We start from the raw sequence: 14,666 nt of genomic DNA on the forward strand, positions 1-14,666 counted from the left end.
GAGGGACCGACAGGGCGGTTATGACCGCCGCACCGACAGTATCGATGTAGCGTTCAACCATGCGTGAGCTCAGCCATCGGCGGCGCATGCTCGTGCTGGCGATCTGCTGCATGAGCCTGCTGCTCGTCAGCCTCGACAACACCGTCCTCAACGTCGCCCTGCCCTCGATCCGAAGCGATCTGCACGCCTCCGTCTCCGGGATGCAGTGGACGATCGACGCGTACACCCTGGTCCTCGCCGCGCTGCTGATGCTCTCGGGCTCGACGGCCGATCGAGTGGGCCGCAAGCGCACCTTCCAGACCGGGCTGGTGATCTTCACCCTCGGGTCGGGGCTGTGCAGCCTCGCGCCCAATCTGGAGACGCTGGTCATCTTCCGCATGGTGCAGGCGATCGGCGGTTCGATGCTGAACCCCGTCGCCATGTCGATCATCACCAATGTCTTCACCGAGCCCAAGGAGCGGGCCCGCGCCATCGGTGTCTGGGGCGGGGTCGTCGGCATCAGCATGGCGGCCGGGCCGATCGTGGGCGGCGTGCTGGTGGAGTCCGTCGGCTGGCGCTCGATCTTCTGGATAAACCTTCCGGTCGGGATCGCGGCGCTGCTCCTCACCGCCCGCTACGTACCGGAGTCGCGTGCCCCCAAGCCGCGCCGGGCCGACCCCATCGGCCAGTTGCTCGTCGTCGCGGTGCTGGGCACCCTCACCTACGCGATCATCGAGGCGCCGGACCGCGGCTGGGACTCGCCGCTGATCGTGACCTTCGTGGCCATCGCCGCCGTGGGGCTCATCGCGCTGATCCGCTACGAGCTGCGGCGTGAGGAACCGCTGATCGATGTGCGGTTCTTCCACAGCGCGCCCTTCAGCGGGGCGACGGTCGTCGCGGTGTGCGCCTTCGCGGCCCTCGGCGGCTATCTCTTCATGAACACGCTCTATCTACAGGACGTACGAGGGCTCGACGCACTGCACGCCGGGCTGTGGATGCTGCCCATGGCGTTCATGTGCTTCGTCTGCGCGCCGCTGTCCGGTCGGCTGGTGGGCGCCCGCGGGCCCCGGCCTTCGATGCTGGTGGCCGGGGTGGCCATAACGGCCAGCGGGGTGATGTTCGCCGTTTTCGACGTCCAGACGACCGATATCGGGCTGCTGCTCGGCTATGCGATGTTCGGCCTCGGCTTCGGCATGGTCAACGCGCCCATCACCAACACGGCGGTCTCCGGGATGCCCCGCTCCCAGGCCGGAGTCGCCGCGGCCGTCGCCTCCACCAGCCGCCAGGTGGGCCAGTCGCTCGGCGTCGCGGTCATCGGCGCGGTGCTGGCGGCGGGCGCCGCCTCCGCGGCGGTGGGCCGGATGGGGCACGCCGCCTCACCCGCGGCCGCTGCCGCGTTCGTGGACGCCGCTCGTCCGGCCTGGTGGATCATCGCCGGATGCGGTGCCGTCATCCTGCTGCTGGGGATGGTGACCACGGGCCGCTGGGCCGAGAAGACGACCCGGCGCGCGGCCGCGCTGCTCGAGGAGAGCGCGCCGACGGGACGGGCGGCGGCGGACGCGAAGGCGTAGTCGGCGCGAGGGGGGCGGGCGTGCTGCGGATCTTTCCCCTCCCCGCCCCTTCCCGTAACCAGGGGCTCCGCCCCTGGGCCCCGTTTCCTGGGGCTGCGCCCCTGGACCCCCTCCGGGTCGTCCGGCCCGAGGGCTGGGGCGGAATCCACCACGTGGCGGAGCCGCATATCGATGCTGCCCGGCGGCCCCGGGGCCCGCCGGGTCAGACCGCCGCCGGGGCGGCCTCGGCCCTCGCGGCCTCAGCCGTCGCGGCGCCCGCCTCGAGCGCCAGCGCATGCAGCCGCTCCAGGCGCTCATGCGTCTCCGTGTCCGCCGGGGTGTAGGTGAGCAGCTTGGGGCCCTGCCTCGGGCCGGTCCACAGGCTGGTGGAGGCCAGCCGGAGGATGCCCACCTGCGACTGGCGGTAGACCTTGACCTTGTCGCCGGGCCGGACCACCTCATGCCGCGCCCAGATCTCCCGGAACTCCGCCGAGGCGTCCTCCAGCCGCTTCACCATCGCCTTCCAGGCGGGCTCCGCGACATGCTCGGCCATGACGGCGCGGAACTTGGCCGCCATCAGCCGGATCGTCTCGTCCCGGTCCACCATGCTGGAGCGCCACTCGTCGTGGGTGAAGGCCAGCCACAGGCAGTTGCGGTCCTCCGGCGGCACCTGGTCGAGGTCGCACATCATCAGCCGGTAGGTGCGGTTGTAGGCGAGCAGGTCGAAGCGGCTGTTCTGGACGCAGGCGGGGAACGGCTCCAACTGCTCCAGCATGCGCCGCAGCGACTGCGGAACGCCCGTGCACTCGCTCGCCGGGCTCGGGTCGACGGTCCCGGCGAGTGCGAAGAGATGGGCCCGCTCGCTGCGGTCCAGGATCAGCGCGCGGGCGATGGCGTCGAGGACCTGCGCCGAGACATGGATGTCGCGGCCCTGCTCCAGCCATGTGTACCAGGTCACGCCGACGGTCGAGAGCTGCGCGACCTCCTCGCGGCGCAGTCCGGGGGTGCGCCGCCGGCGGCCCCGGGGCAGCCCCACCTGCTCAGGGGTGATCCGCTCCCGCCTGCTGCGCAGAAACGCGGCCAGTTCGCCCCGTCGTATCTCGGCCCCCGCACTCCTGCTCTCGGCCTTGGCGCCCGTCGTGGCACCGGCCGTGGTTTCCCGCACCATCGTGGTCATGGTTCCAGGGTGCCTGAAGGGCTCAGCCGGTTGCCAGGTACTTCTTGTACCAGGATAAAGACACTCTGGTACCAGCCTGAGCGAGCACGGATCTTCGTAAGCGTGACCGAAACGCAGATTTCCACGATACGAACGAGAACCCTCGCCCCGGACGCAGCGAAGGCGACCGGCACGAAGACCACCGGCACGAGGACCACCGGCGGGACGACCACCCACGGGAAGTCCGGCCCCGCGCTGAGCCCCCTCGGGCTGTTCACCGTGCTGCTGGGCGCGGCGCTGCCGCTGATCGACTTCTTCATCGTCAACGTGGCCCTGCCCACCATGGACCGCGATCTCCACGCCGGTCCGGCCGTCCTGGAGCTCGTCGTCGCCGGATACGGCGTGGCCTACGCGGTGCTGCTGGTCCTCGGCGGCCGGCTGGGCGACACCTTCGGACGGCGCAGGCTCTTCCTCGCCGGGATGGCGGCCTTCGGGCTGACCTCGCTGGCCTGCGGGCTCGCACCCGACGCCTGGAGCCTGGTGGGCGCCCGGGTGGCGCAGGGCGCCTCGGCCGCGCTGATGCTGCCCCAGGTGCTGGCCACGATCCACTCCTCGACCAGCGGTACGCGCCGCGCCCGTGCGCTCAGCATGTACGGCGCGACGGCCGGTCTGTCCATGGTGGCGGGGCAGATCCTGGGCGGTGTGCTGGTGGCCGCCGACATCGCGGGCACCGGGTGGCGCGCGGTCTTCCTGGTCAATGTGCCGGTCGCGGTGATCGGCCTGATCCTCGCGGTCCGTACGGTCCCCGAGACCCGCTCGGAGCGGCCCGCGCCGGTGGATGTGCCGGGCACCGTACTGCTGGCGCTGTCGCTGATCACGCTGATGGTGCCGCTGACCGAGGGGCGGGCGGCGGGCTGGCCGCTGTGGACCTGGCTGACGCTGGGCGCGTTCCCCCTCGTGGCCGCCGCGTTCTACGTCGTGGAGCGGCGCGCCGACCGGGCAGACCAGGCAGCGCGCAGCTCTGCTGAGGGTGGTGGCGGGCGAGGGGCTGGCCGCACGCCGCTGCTGCCGCCGAGCCTGTTCGCGCTGAGTGGGCTGCGGCGCGGGCTGCCGATGGTGGTGCCGTTCTCGATCGGCTTCGGTGGCTTCATGTTCGTGATCGCGGTCGCCCTACAGCAGGGGCTGCGGTACGGGCCGGTCGAGGCCGGGCTGGCGCTGGCGCCGATGGCCACGACGTTCTTCGTGGCCTCGCTGATGGGTCCGCGTCTGGTGGGCCGGTTCGGCAGCCGGGTGGTGACCGCGGGCGGGCTGATCCAGGCCGTGGGCATCGCGGTGCTGATGCTGGCCGTATGGCGCGACTGGCAGGGGCTGTCGCTGGCCGGGCTGCTGCCGGGGGTCGCGCTGGCCGGGTTCGGGCAGGGGCTTCAGCTTCCGGTGCTGATCCGGATCGTGCTGGCCGATGTGCCGAACGAGCGGGCCGGGGTGGGGAGCGGCGTGATGGTCACCACCCAGCAGTCCGCGCTGGCGCTGGGCGTGGCGACGCTCGGCACGCTCTTCCTGTCCCTGGAGCCGTCGATGGGCATGGGTGACGCGCTGGTCGTCACGCTCGCGGCCCAGCTCGCGGCGATCGCGCTGACGCTGCTGCTGAGCCTGCGCCTGCCGCGTGCGGTGGCGTAGCAGGTGGCCGCCATCGAGGAGGCCGTCCCGGTGAACGCCGCCGCGGCGGAGCCGCACATCGGCACAGCCCCGCGCCCCTTCGGGGCGCACCTCAGCCCACACCCAGGAACCGCAGTACGGCCAGCACCCTGCGGTGGTCCGCGTCGGCGACCGGCAGGTCCAGCTTCCCGAAGATGGAGTTGATGTGCTTGGCCACCGCGGACTCGCTGATCACCAGCGCCCCCGCGATCCCCGCGTTGGACCGGCCGCCCGCCATCAGCTCAAGCACCTCCCGCTCCCGCCGCGTCAGCCGGTCCAGCGGGTCGCTGTGGCGGCGGACGAGCAACTGGGAGACGACCTGCGGGTCCAGGGCGGTGCCACCGCCCGCCACCCGGCGCAGCGCGTCGATGAAGTCCTCCACGTCCGCGACGCGTTGCTTCAGCAGATAGCCGATCCCGCTCGTGTGCGCGGTGAGCAGATCGGCCGCGTAGCGCTCCTCCACGTACTGCGAGAGCAGCAGCACCGCCGTGTCGGGCCACTGCCGCCGGATGAGCAGGGCGGCCCGGACGCCCTCGTCCGTGAAGCCCGGCGGCATCCGTACGTCCACCACGGCGATGTCCGGACGGTGCTCCGCCACCGCCGTCAGCAGCCCCTCCGCGTCCGCCGCCTCCGCGGTCACCTCGAAGCCCGCCATCTGCAACACCTTGACGAGGCCGATCCGCAGCAGAACCGAGTCCTCGGCGATCACAGCACGCACGGCAGCTCCACGGTGATGACGGTCGGGCCCCCGCGGGGGCTGCTGATCCCGAACGTGCCGTCCACCGAGCCCACCCGCTTGGCGAGCCCGGTGAGACCGCTGCCCCGGGCGGCGTCGGCCCCGCCCTCCCCGTCGTCGGCGATGACGACCCGGAGCATGTCCCCGGTGCGGACGACCGTGACGTCGGCCCGCTCCGCCCGGGCGTGCTTGGCGACGTTGGTGAGGGCCTCGGATACGACGAAGTACGCGACGGCCTCGACGGTCGGGGCGGCACGCTCCGGCACATGGACATGCAGCCGCACCGGCAGCGGCGCACGGGCCGCGATGCCGGAGAGGGCGGCGTCCAGGCCGAGTTCGTCCAGGACGGCCGGGTGGAGGCCCCGCACCAGAGCGCTCAGCTCCTCGATGGCACCCTTGGCCTCCCGGTGCGCCTCCTCGATCACCTGCCGGGCCTCGTCCGGCAGATCGGTCAGCGTCGCCTTGGCCAGGCCCAGGTTGACCGCCATGGAGACCAGCCGCTGCTGGGCACCGTCATGCAGATCGCGTTCGATACGGCGGCGCTCGGCATCGGCCGCGTCGACCGCGCCCGCACGACTCTCGGTCAGATCCTCGACCCGGCGCTCCAACTCCTTGGCGGGGACGGGGCCCAGCAGCGCGGTGGCAGCACGCGTGTCGAGCCGTACGAGGGCGCCGACGAGCGCGTAGGCGAGGGCCAGCAGGATCACGCCGCCGACCGTGACATACGCGGCCTTGGTCGAGTACCCGACATGTTCGACCCGCCAGGACAGCGGGGCGCCCCATATCCAGATGTACACCGTGGCGGCCGCGAGGCCGACGAGGGCCATCGTGACGGCCAGCACCCCTCCCCAGGCGACCGCCGGTCCGGCCAGCAGGTGGTACCACAGTTGCCGCGGGGCCCTCTTGGGCCCGGTGATCTCGATGTCGAGCAGCGCCTTGAAGCGCCACCGCTGGACGCGCGTCAGCACGGGCGTGGCCACGGCCGGAACGACGAGCGGGACGGTGAGGGCGAGCATGATCTCCCCCAGGGCCGAGGTGTCCTCGTAGATCAGCCACGGAGCGCTCATGGGTATCGCCCAGGCCACGAACTGCACCGCCGCACCCGCGACACCGAAACCGAGGTCGCGCCGCAGCCGGTGCAGCGAACGCCCGAACGCGGGGCGTATCGCGGTGAGGAGGCTCATGCGACGACCTTAGAGCGGGCCCGATCGGCCGCGCGCTGGACCACATGCCCGGATTCGGGGTGCAACTAGTGCCACCCCAAGTCGGCAACTGGTGTGACCGACACCGGCGGCGGCGCCGACAAGGCTGAGGGCATGCCCGACAACGAGCGGGCCCGGAAGGAGATCCGCCCCATGACCGCCCTGTACGCCCCCACTCCCGCCGCCGCCCCGGCCACCGACGCGCGCACCGCGCGGAAGGCGCGCTTCGCGCTTCCGCCGCGGCGCATACGGCCGGAGTCGGTGCTGCTGGCCTCGGGTGCGGCGCTGCTCCCCTGGCTGTACGTACTGGCCCGGACGGTGCCGTCCACGGCCCAGGTCGGCCACTGGAACGTCGCGTGGGTGGGCCTGGACGCCCTCGAGGCGCTCGGACTGCTCTCCACCGCCGCGCTCCGCGGACGCGGTGACGACCGCCATCGCCTGACCGCGGCGGCGACGGGAGCGCTGCTCGTGGTGGACGCGTGGTTCGACACGGTGACCGCCGCGCCGGGCGGGGAACTGGCGATGGCGGTCGCGATGGCGGCCTGCGCGGAGCTGCCGCTGGCGGCGCTGTGCACGGCGCTGGCGCTCGGCCGGGGACGGCGGACCGTCCGCGACGACCCGCGGCTCACCCCTGCGAGGCCGCTCACCCCTGCGAGGCGGCCCACCACAGAATGACCGCGGCCGCCGCGAAACAGGCCAGCATGATCAGGAGGACCTGCCGCCGTGCCGCCGCGTCGGCGGTCATCCGCGGCGAGCCGAGGGCTCCGTGCGCCTGGGCGAGGTGATCGAGGCCCTTGTGGCGGGCACCGCCGGAGGTGATCCGCTCCTGCCAGTCGCAGTGCTCGCAGCCGAGCAGCCGCCGCTGCCCCGGGCCGTAGCCGTAGCTCACCTCGAAGACCGTGCCGTCCTCGCGGGTGGCGGTGATGTGATGTGTCACGCCTCGCACGATTGGTGAACCCCCGTTCTGCCGAGCCGACGGGCCCCGGCGCCACGGACATAGCGTCCGCGGCGCCGGAGCCCGTCGTCGGGTATGTGTCCGGTGCCCGTGGTCCGGGCGCGCTGGCCCGAGCCAGGTCAGCAGCCGATCAGACGGCCGCCCAGGTAGGACTGGATCTGGTCGAGGGAGACCCGCTCCTGCTTCATCGTGTCGCGCTCACGCACCGTCACGGCGTTGTCGTCGAGGGTGTCGAAGTCCACCGTGACGCAGAAGGGCGTGCCGATCTCGTCCTGGCGACGGTAGCGGCGGCCGATCGCGCCCGCGTCGTCGAACTCGATGTTCCAGTGCTTGCGCAGGTCCGCCGCGAGCCCCTTGGCCTTCGGCGAGAGCTGCGGGTTGCGGGACAGCGGCAGCACCGCGACCTTGACCGGCGCCAGCCGCGGGTCGAGCCGCATCACGGTGCGCTTCTCCATCTTGCCCTTGGCGTTGGGCGCCTCGTCCTCGACGTACGCGTCGAGCATGAAGGCCAGCATCGCGCGGCCCACGCCCGCCGCCGGCTCGATGACGTAGGGGGTCCAGCGCTCGCCGGCCTCCTGGTCGAAGTACGACAGGTCCTGGCCGGACGCCGCCGAGTGCGCCTTCAGGTCGTAGTCGGTGCGGTTGGCCACGCCCTCCAGCTCACCCCACTCCGAGCCGCCGAAGCTGAAGCGGTACTCGATGTCAGCGGTGCGCTTGGAGTAGTGGGAGAGCTTCTCCTTGGGGTGGTCGTACCACCGGATGTTCGCCTCCTGGATACCGAGGTCCCGGTACCAGTTCCAGCGCTGCTCCATCCAGTACTCGTGCCACGTCTCGTCCTCGCCCGGCTTGACGAAGAACTCCATCTCCATCTGCTCGAATTCACGCGTGCGGAAGATGAAGTTCCCCGGCGTGATCTCGTTGCGGAACGACTTGCCGAGCTGCGCGATGCCGAACGGCGGCTTCCGGCGCGAGGTCTGCTGGACGGCGAGGAAGTTGGTGAAGATGCCCTGGGCGGTCTCGGGGCGCAGATACGCGACCGAGCCGGAGTCCTGGGTCGGGCCGAGGTGGGTGGAGAGCAGCCCGGAGAACTGCTTGGGCTCGGTGAAGCTGCCCTTGTTGCCGCAGTGCGGGCAGTTGACGTCGGCCAGGCCGTTCTCGGGGAGCCGGCCGTGCTTGGCCTCGTACGCCTCCTCCAGGTGGTCCGCGCGGAACCGCTTGTGACAGGAGGTGCACTCGGTGAGCGGGTCCGTGAAGGTGGCGACGTGGCCGGACGCCTCCCACACCTCACGGGCCAGGATCACGGACGAGTCGAGTCCGACGACGTCGTCACGAGAGGTGACCATCGAACGCCACCACTGCCGCTTGATGTTCTCCTTCAGCTCCACACCGAGCGGTCCGTAGTCCCAGGCGGCTCGCTGGCCGCCGTAGATCTCGCTGCACGGGTAGACGAAGCCACGGCGCTTGCTGAGGCTGACGATGGTGTCGATCTTGTCGGCGGCCACGGTGCTCTCTTCATTGATGACGACATTGACGACGAAGCGAATGCTTCAGGTTACCGGCGGCGGCACCCCCCGGATCAAATCGGTAGTCGAAGCGATCAGCAAGAGGACACTTGTTGACAATCGTTTCCATCTTTGTTGAAAATGAGAGTCATGAACATACGCCGCCTCAGGCCCACCACCGCCCTCGTCGGAGCCGCCGCACTGGGTCTGACCACCCTCACAGCCTGCTCCTCCAACACCGGAGACGGAAGGACGGACGGCAAGCTGGACGTGGTGGCGTCGTTCTATCCCCTACAGTTCCTCGCCCAGCGGATCGGCGGGGACGCCATCCATGTGTCCTCCCTGACCAAGCCCGGTGTCGAACCGCACGATCTGGAGATCAGCCCCCGGCAGACCGCCGATCTCAGCAAGGCCGGTCTGGTGGTCTATCTCAAGGGGCTCCAGCCCTCCGTCGACCGGGCCATCGGACAGGCCGAGCCGAAGCACGTCGCCGACGCCGCCTCGTACACCACGCTGGAGGACCACGGCACCGAGGTCGAGGGCGACCACGACCACGGGGGCGAAGGCGGCCATGAAGGCGAGGAAGGGCACAAGGGCCACGCCCACTCCGGCGACGCCGCCGCCGACCCCCACATCTGGCTGGACCCGGTGCGCTACGCCCAGGTCGCCAAGGGCGTCGGCAAGGCGCTGGAGAAGGCCGACCCCGATCACGCCACGACGTACAAGAAGAACACCACCGCCCTGGTCAAGGAGCTGACCACGCTCGACCAGGACTTCCGGAGCGGTTTGAAGGACCGTTCTTCGGACACCTTCATCACGACCCACGCCGCCTTCGGCTATCTCGCCGAGCGCTACGGCCTGCGGCAGGAGGCGATCTCCGGGCTCGACCCCGAGTCCGAGCCCAGCCCGGCCCGGATCAAGGGGCTGCACAGCGTCGCCAAGAAGGACAAGGTCAACACCGTCTTCTTCGAGACCCTGGTGAGCGACCGGACGGCGAAGACGCTGGCGGGCGATCTCCATCTGCGGACCGATGTGCTCGATCCCATTGAGGGCATCGGCGACAAGTCCAGGGGCGACGACTACCTCCAGGTCATGCGATCCAATCTGAAGGCCCTGAAGAAGGCGCTGGGCGCCAAGTGAGGGAGAAAGCCATGGAAGCCGAGGAGGCCCGGGAAACCGGGGTGGCCCGGGAAACCGGGGTGGCCCGGGAAACCGGGGTGGCCGAGGAACCGGACATAGCCCCGACCACGGCCCGACATCCAGGTCCCCACACGACCGCGGACCCCATATCCCTGCGCGGCGCCACCGCCACCCTCGGTGGCCGCCCCGTGCTGCGCGGCATCGATCTGACCGTCCGCCGCGGCGAGGTCGTGGCGCTGCTCGGCGCCAACGGCTCGGGGAAGTCCACCGCCGTACGGTCCATCGTCGGCCAGGTGCCGCTCACCGGCGGTGAGCTGGCCCTCTTCGGCACCCCCCGCCGCCGGTTCCGCGACTGGGCCCGGATCGGCTACGTACCGCAGCGCACCACCGCCGCCAGCGGCGTCCCCGCGACCGTACGCGAGGTCGTCTCGGCGGGCCGGCTGGCCCGCCGCCGGTTCGGCCCGCCGCGCAAGGCGGACCGGGCGGCCGTTCAGCGGGCCCTGGAGCTCGTCGGCATGGCCGACCGCGCCCGGGACCCGGTGAGCGCCCTCTCCGGCGGCCAGCACCAGCGCGTGCTGATCGCCCGCGCCCTCGCGGGCGAACCGGAACTGCTGATCATGGACGAGCCGATGGCCGGGGTGGACCTCGCCAGCCAGGAGATCCTCGCGGGCACCCTCCGCGAGCAGGTCGCCGCCGGCGCCACGGTCCTCCTCGTCCTCCATGAGCTCGGCCCGCTGGAGCCGCTGATCGACCGCGCGGTGGTGCTCCGCGACGGCTGTGTGGTCCACGACGGACCGCCGCCCAAGGCCGTGGGCCAGCATGCGCTGCCCGGCCACGATCACGTCCATCCCCATGCGGCGCCCGACGCCGAACCGATCCGGACAGGGTTGCTGACCTGAGATGCTCGAGATCCTCGACTACGCCTTCATGCAGCGGGCCCTGCTCGCCGCCGTCCTGGTGGGCATCACCGCGCCCGCCGTCGGCATCTACCTCGTCCAGCGCCGCCAGGCGATCATGGGCGACGGGATCGGCCATGTCGCCCTCACCGGCGTCGCCCTCGGCTTCCTGACCGGCGCCAACCCCGTATGGACCGCCGTCGCCGTCTCCGCACTCGGCGCGATCGCCATGGAGCTGATCCGCTGGTACGGCAAGACCCGTGGCGATCTCGCCCTCGCGATGCTCTTCTACGGCGGGATGGCGGGCGGTGTGCTGCTGATCAACCTCTCGCCGACCGGCTCCAACGCCAACCTCACCACCTATCTCTTCGGCTCGATCACCACGGTCTCCCCCGAGGACGTCGTCGCGATCTCCCTCCTGGCCGCCTTCGTCGTACTGATCACGCTGGGGCTGCGCCGCCAGTTGTTCGCGGTCTGCCAGGACGAGGAGTTCGCCCGGGTGACCGGCCTCCCGGTGCGCACACTCAACCTGCTGCTGGCCGTCACCGCGGCCGTCACGGTCACCGTCGCCATGCGCGTCGTGGGCCTGCTCCTGGTCAGCGCCCTGATGGTGGTCCCGGTCGCCGCCGCTCAGCAGGCCACCCGGGGCTTCGCGATGACGCTCGCGCTGGCGATCACCATCGGCGTCGTGGTGACCCTGTCCGGCACGGTCTTCTCCTTCTACAAGAACGTCCCGCCCGGCGCGAGCATCGTCGTCCTCGCCATCGGCGTCTTCGCCGCGATCACGGCCCTGGCCGCACCCCTGGCGAAAAGACGCGCCCAACGGGTGGCAGCGGCCGGGGAAGGGTGCACGGTGAGGGACGATGTACTCGTATAGTCCACGTACTCGCACGGCCCACCGCACGACCCGCCCCACGGCCCACCGCTCGGCCCGTCCCCCAGTCTGTCGCTCTCGTCCGTCCCCCGAGCGTTAACTGGCACAATGGCCGGGCAGAAGACGCAGTGGGCGCGGAGAGAGCCCTGAGAGCGACGGAGCATGTGAGGTTGAGGAGGCAGCCGTGGTGACCGCGGGTCCCCCAGTACGCGGCCGGTCCACCAGGCAGCGCGCCGCGGTGGCGGCGGCACTGGACGAGGTGGACGAGTTCCGCAGTGCGCAGGAGCTCCACGACATGCTCAAGCACCGAGGCGACTCGGTGGGCCTGACCACCGTCTACCGCACCCTCCAGTCCCTGGCCGACGCCGGCGAGGTCGACGTCCTCCGCACCACCGAGGGCGAGGCGGTCTACCGCCGCTGCAACAGCGAGGAGCACCACCACCACCTGGTCTGCCGCGCCTGCGGCAAGGCGGTGGAGGTGGAGGGCCCCGCCGTCGAAAAATGGGCCGACGCGATCGCCGCCGAGCACGGCTTCGTGGACGTGGCCCACACGATCGAGATCTTCGGCACCTGCGGCGACTGCGCGGCGGCGAAGGCTGCCCAGGATTGATCCAGGTCGGGCGTTGTGGATACGGTGCCCGATGTGACGAGCCCTGAATCGGACAGAGCGGAGCCGCCGGTCGTTCGGCGGCGAGCAGTTGTCTGAACCGCTGACCTGACTTTTTGGGTCGATCTCGCTTCCAGCGACCGGACACGACTCCGTGTGTCTGGTTCCCTCTCGGGCTCGTCGTATCCACGGCGTAGTCATGACGTATTCATGGCTCGTCATGGCGTAGTCCGACATCCAGCACGCGGCTGTTCCCGCCCGCATCCGCTCTTCGCTGGAGTCGACCTCTTGCCTGTCTTTCTCTACGTCCTCGCGCTCGCTGTCTTCGCGCAAGGAACATCCGAGTTCATGCTGTCCGGCCTCGTACCGGGCATCGCCCAAGACCTCTCCGTGTCGGTGGGAGCCGCGGCGAGCCTGACGTCCGCGTACGCGATCGGGATGATCGTCGGCGCCCCGGTGATGGCCGCGCTGAGCGCGCGTTGGCCCCGGCGTCGCGCGCTGGCGGCGTTTCTAACGGCGTTCGTCGTCGTGCACGTGATCGGCGCGGTGACGACGGACTTCGCCGTGCTGTTCGGTACTCGTATCGTCGCCGCGGTCGCCAATGCCGGTTTCCTGGCGGTCGCGATGTCCGTCGCGACGGCCCTCGTACCGGCGGCGCGGCACGCCAGGGCCACCGCCGTTCTGCTGTCCGGGGTCACGCTGTCGTGCGTCGCGGGCGTCCCCGCGGGGGCGTTGCTCGGGGAGTGGTCCGGCTGGCGCTCCGCGTTCTGGGCCGTGGCCGTCTTGTGCCTGCCCGCACTGGCCCTGGTCTTCCGCCAGGCGCCCGCCGACGCGGCTGGTCAGGAGGATGTGTCGATCAGGCGGGAAGCGCGTGTGCTGGCATCGCGCCCGGTGCAGTGGGCCATGGTCCTGGCGGCCGTGGTCAACGGGGCGACCTTCGCGACCTTCGCCTACCTGGCCGTCATCGCCACGGACATCACCCACCTCCCCGACGCCGCCGTCCCCGCCCTTCTCGCCGCGTTCGGAGTGGGCGCCTTCGCAGGGGTGACCACGGCCGGCCGTAGGGCCGACGGCGGGTCCGACGGCGAGTTCGGGAGGGGCCTGCTCCTGGCGCTGTGCACCCTGCCCGTGGGCTGGGCTTTGCTGGCGCTGGCCAGCCCCTATACGGCCCCGCTCTTCATCGTGACGATCCTCCAGGGCGGCCTGTCCTTCGGCATCGGCTCAACCCTCGTCACCCGGGTCATGCGTACCGCCTCCCAGGCCCCTTCACTGGGCGGCTCGTTCGCCACGGTCGCGCTGAACGCGGGCGCCTTCCTGGGCCCGTTGATCGCGGGCGTCGTGACAGAGACGGCTGGCGACTACCGGGGCGCGGTATGGGTCAGCGCCGCGCTGGCCGCGACGGCGGTGGCTGCTGTTGCCGCTTCGCGGGCAGGGGTTGCCGGCGTGGGCGCCGAGGAAACCGGATAACACACCGGCCCGGGGTCGAGTGCGACGTCGGACAACCAGCAGGGGGTCTGCTGGGCCTGACGTCGCACTCGATGCGACCCCTCCCGTGCCCCCCTCCAGAAAACGCTTGATATAGCGCAACTACTGTGTTAAACGACGTTTCCGCAAGGGCTGCCCCGGTGGATCAGCTCACGCTGGCGGGAATAAACATCACCGTGAACACTCGTCCAGAGGCGACAGAGACTCGGGATCCATTCTCGAATTGGACATCCACTCCAGTCAGTTCCGCGAGCGCATTAATGTGCTTCTCCACGTTGCAGACCCTGCTAGAGAGTTCCACAGCAAGAGGGTGAACATCACTGTACTGCCACGATCCGGACGGATAGCACCATCGAGGAAGTCCTGGCCACTCCCCTTTCTCCACACGCAGAGCCCAGTTCGTCCCCGCAGTGAAGCTCAGGGACTCAGAATTCTCGAGAATAAATTCAAGACCCTCGAGCGACAATTCCGATCCTTCCTCTTCTGCGGGAAGGTAGGAGATGCCCTTGATGCCCAGCACGATACGCCCGATCAAAGCGTCAAGCTGCATACGCCTCCACCACGCCAATTACTGTTCCACGGCAACGGTCACGTCGTTTGGATCAGGAAGTTCCACAGGCGTCTCGTCGGTGTTCAAGAATATTCCAAAGCCGACAGACCATCATTGCTTACCCATAGCAGCAGTTCGCCGACCAACTCTCCGGAGGAGTCCGACACTGCAATTGTGAGTAAGAAAGTCCACAAAGCCAGGAGTACCGTGAGACTTTCGATCCAGGATCGAACTTCTGGACTCTTCAGGTTTCACGGTTGCTTCCGCGCCTGCCAAACCATGCCTCAAGGGACCGTGAACCAGCAGATATCACCCGAGTCTGGCAATTCTGGGAGCTTC

At 70.1% G+C, this 14,666-nt stretch carries 14 protein-coding genes; 8 read left to right on the top strand and 6 right to left on the bottom strand.

Translation table 11 applies throughout. From position 1 onward, the window contains the following. The first annotated feature begins 59 nt into the window (after window positions 1-59). A complete protein-coding gene (locus tag ACK1X7_RS17090; RefSeq protein WP_390793317.1) occupies window positions 60-1,550 on the top strand; it encodes an MFS transporter in 1,491 nt (496 codons plus the stop codon). 202 nt (window positions 1,551-1,752) lie between these two features. Here the strand turns inward: ACK1X7_RS17090 and ACK1X7_RS17095 are convergent, their stop codons facing one another. Continuing rightward, the gene (locus ACK1X7_RS17095; RefSeq protein ID WP_385142268.1) at window positions 1,753-2,697 is read right to left on the bottom strand and encodes a helix-turn-helix transcriptional regulator; all 945 of its coding nucleotides are present in this window, start codon (window positions 2,695-2,697) and stop codon (window positions 1,753-1,755) included. 111 nt (window positions 2,698-2,808) lie between these two features. Between ACK1X7_RS17095 and ACK1X7_RS17100 the strand changes: the two genes are divergently transcribed. After that, window positions 2,809-4,362: an MFS transporter gene (locus tag ACK1X7_RS17100; protein WP_398160026.1), complete on the top strand. Its 1,554-nt coding sequence runs from the start codon at window positions 2,809-2,811 to the stop codon at window positions 4,360-4,362. A 91-nt stretch (window positions 4,363-4,453) separates the two neighbouring features. Here ACK1X7_RS17100 and ACK1X7_RS17105 read toward each other — a convergent pair whose 3' ends face one another. Both ACK1X7_RS17105 and ACK1X7_RS17110 read right to left on the bottom strand, forming a co-directional pair. Continuing rightward, on the bottom strand, window positions 4,454-5,098 hold the full coding sequence (locus ACK1X7_RS17105) for a response regulator (RefSeq protein ID WP_413115292.1): 645 nt from the start codon (window positions 5,096-5,098) through the stop codon (window positions 4,454-4,456). After that, complete coding sequence (locus tag ACK1X7_RS17110; protein ID WP_390793314.1) at window positions 5,086-6,300, bottom strand: sensor histidine kinase; 1,215 nt, start codon at window positions 6,298-6,300, stop codon at window positions 5,086-5,088. Before ACK1X7_RS17110 ends, ACK1X7_RS17105 begins: the two co-directional genes overlap by 13 nt. A 93-nt stretch (window positions 6,301-6,393) precedes the next feature. Here ACK1X7_RS17110 and ACK1X7_RS17115 point away from each other — a divergent pair, with 93 nt between their 5' ends. Beyond that, entirely contained in the window at window positions 6,394-6,993 is a 600-nt protein-coding gene (locus ACK1X7_RS17115; RefSeq protein ID WP_398160025.1) for a hypothetical protein, read from the top strand. Here the strand turns inward: ACK1X7_RS17115 and ACK1X7_RS17120 are convergent. Together ACK1X7_RS17120 and ACK1X7_RS17125 are read right to left on the bottom strand one after the other, a co-directional pair. Next, window positions 6,962-7,255 carry a hypothetical protein gene (locus ACK1X7_RS17120; RefSeq protein ID WP_228052951.1) on the bottom strand — a complete coding sequence of 98 codons (294 nt, stop codon included), beginning with the start codon at window positions 7,253-7,255 and terminating at the stop codon, window positions 6,962-6,964. The genes ACK1X7_RS17115 and ACK1X7_RS17120 overlap by 32 nt on opposite strands. A 137-nt stretch (window positions 7,256-7,392) precedes the next feature. Next, window positions 7,393-8,775, bottom strand: coding sequence for a glycine--tRNA ligase (locus tag ACK1X7_RS17125; RefSeq protein WP_361498544.1), 1,383 nt, complete (start codon window positions 8,773-8,775; stop codon window positions 7,393-7,395). A gap of 150 nt (window positions 8,776-8,925) precedes the next feature. Here ACK1X7_RS17125 and ACK1X7_RS17130 point away from each other — a divergent pair, with 150 nt between their 5' ends. The 5 genes from ACK1X7_RS17130 (at window position 8,926) to ACK1X7_RS17150 (ending at window position 13,759) form a co-directional block, all read left to right on the top strand. Further along, a complete protein-coding gene (locus ACK1X7_RS17130) occupies window positions 8,926-9,915 on the top strand; it encodes a metal ABC transporter substrate-binding protein (protein WP_413115293.1) in 990 nt (329 codons plus the stop codon). Window positions 9,916-9,926: 11 nt separating this feature from the next. Then, a complete protein-coding gene (locus ACK1X7_RS17135; protein ID WP_413115294.1) occupies window positions 9,927-10,814 on the top strand; it encodes a metal ABC transporter ATP-binding protein in 888 nt (295 codons plus the stop codon). A gap of 1 nt (window position 10,815) precedes the next feature. Next, on the top strand, window positions 10,816-11,688 hold the full coding sequence (locus ACK1X7_RS17140) for a metal ABC transporter permease (protein WP_361498550.1): 873 nt from the start codon (window positions 10,816-10,818) through the stop codon (window positions 11,686-11,688). 181 nt (window positions 11,689-11,869) lie between these two features. Beyond that, complete coding sequence (locus ACK1X7_RS17145; protein ID WP_137965691.1) at window positions 11,870-12,295, top strand: Fur family transcriptional regulator; 426 nt, start codon at window positions 11,870-11,872, stop codon at window positions 12,293-12,295. Between the two features lie 285 nt (window positions 12,296-12,580). Continuing rightward, window positions 12,581-13,759, top strand: a complete 1,179-nt coding sequence (locus ACK1X7_RS17150; protein WP_413115295.1) for a Cmx/CmrA family chloramphenicol efflux MFS transporter — start codon at window positions 12,581-12,583, stop codon at window positions 13,757-13,759. Between the two features lie 163 nt (window positions 13,760-13,922). On the opposite strand, the gene ACK1X7_RS17155 is transcribed toward ACK1X7_RS17150, so the two are convergent. Continuing rightward, entirely contained in the window at window positions 13,923-14,327 is a 405-nt protein-coding gene (locus ACK1X7_RS17155; protein WP_413115296.1) for a hypothetical protein, read from the bottom strand. Window positions 14,328-14,666 lie beyond the last annotated feature (339 nt).

Origin of the sequence: Streptomyces sp. CY-1 (assembly GCF_047218265.1) — a bacterium.
Classification (GTDB): Bacteria; Actinomycetota; Actinomycetes; order Streptomycetales; family Streptomycetaceae; genus Streptomyces; species Streptomyces niphimycinicus.

What these genes read in the sequence shown, in the direction of transcription:
- ACK1X7_RS17090 (WP_390793317.1), top strand. Translation starts at nt 60, where the DNA reads ATGCGTGAGCTCAGCCATCGGCGGCGCATGCTCGTGCTGGCGATCTGC.
- ACK1X7_RS17095 (WP_385142268.1), bottom strand. Translation starts at nt 2,697, where the DNA reads ATGGTGCGGGAAACCACGGCCGGTGCCACGACGGGCGCCAAGGCCGAG.
- ACK1X7_RS17110 (WP_390793314.1), bottom strand. Translation starts at nt 6,300, where the DNA reads ATGAGCCTCCTCACCGCGATACGCCCCGCGTTCGGGCGTTCGCTGCAC.
- ACK1X7_RS17130 (WP_413115293.1), top strand. Translation starts at nt 8,926, where the DNA reads ATGAACATACGCCGCCTCAGGCCCACCACCGCCCTCGTCGGAGCCGCC.
- ACK1X7_RS17135 (WP_413115294.1), top strand. Translation starts at nt 9,927, where the DNA reads ATGGAAGCCGAGGAGGCCCGGGAAACCGGGGTGGCCCGGGAAACCGGG.
- ACK1X7_RS17140 (WP_361498550.1), top strand. Translation starts at nt 10,816, where the DNA reads ATGCTCGAGATCCTCGACTACGCCTTCATGCAGCGGGCCCTGCTCGCC.
- ACK1X7_RS17155 (WP_413115296.1), bottom strand. Translation starts at nt 14,327, where the DNA reads ATGCAGCTTGACGCTTTGATCGGGCGTATCGTGCTGGGCATCAAGGGC.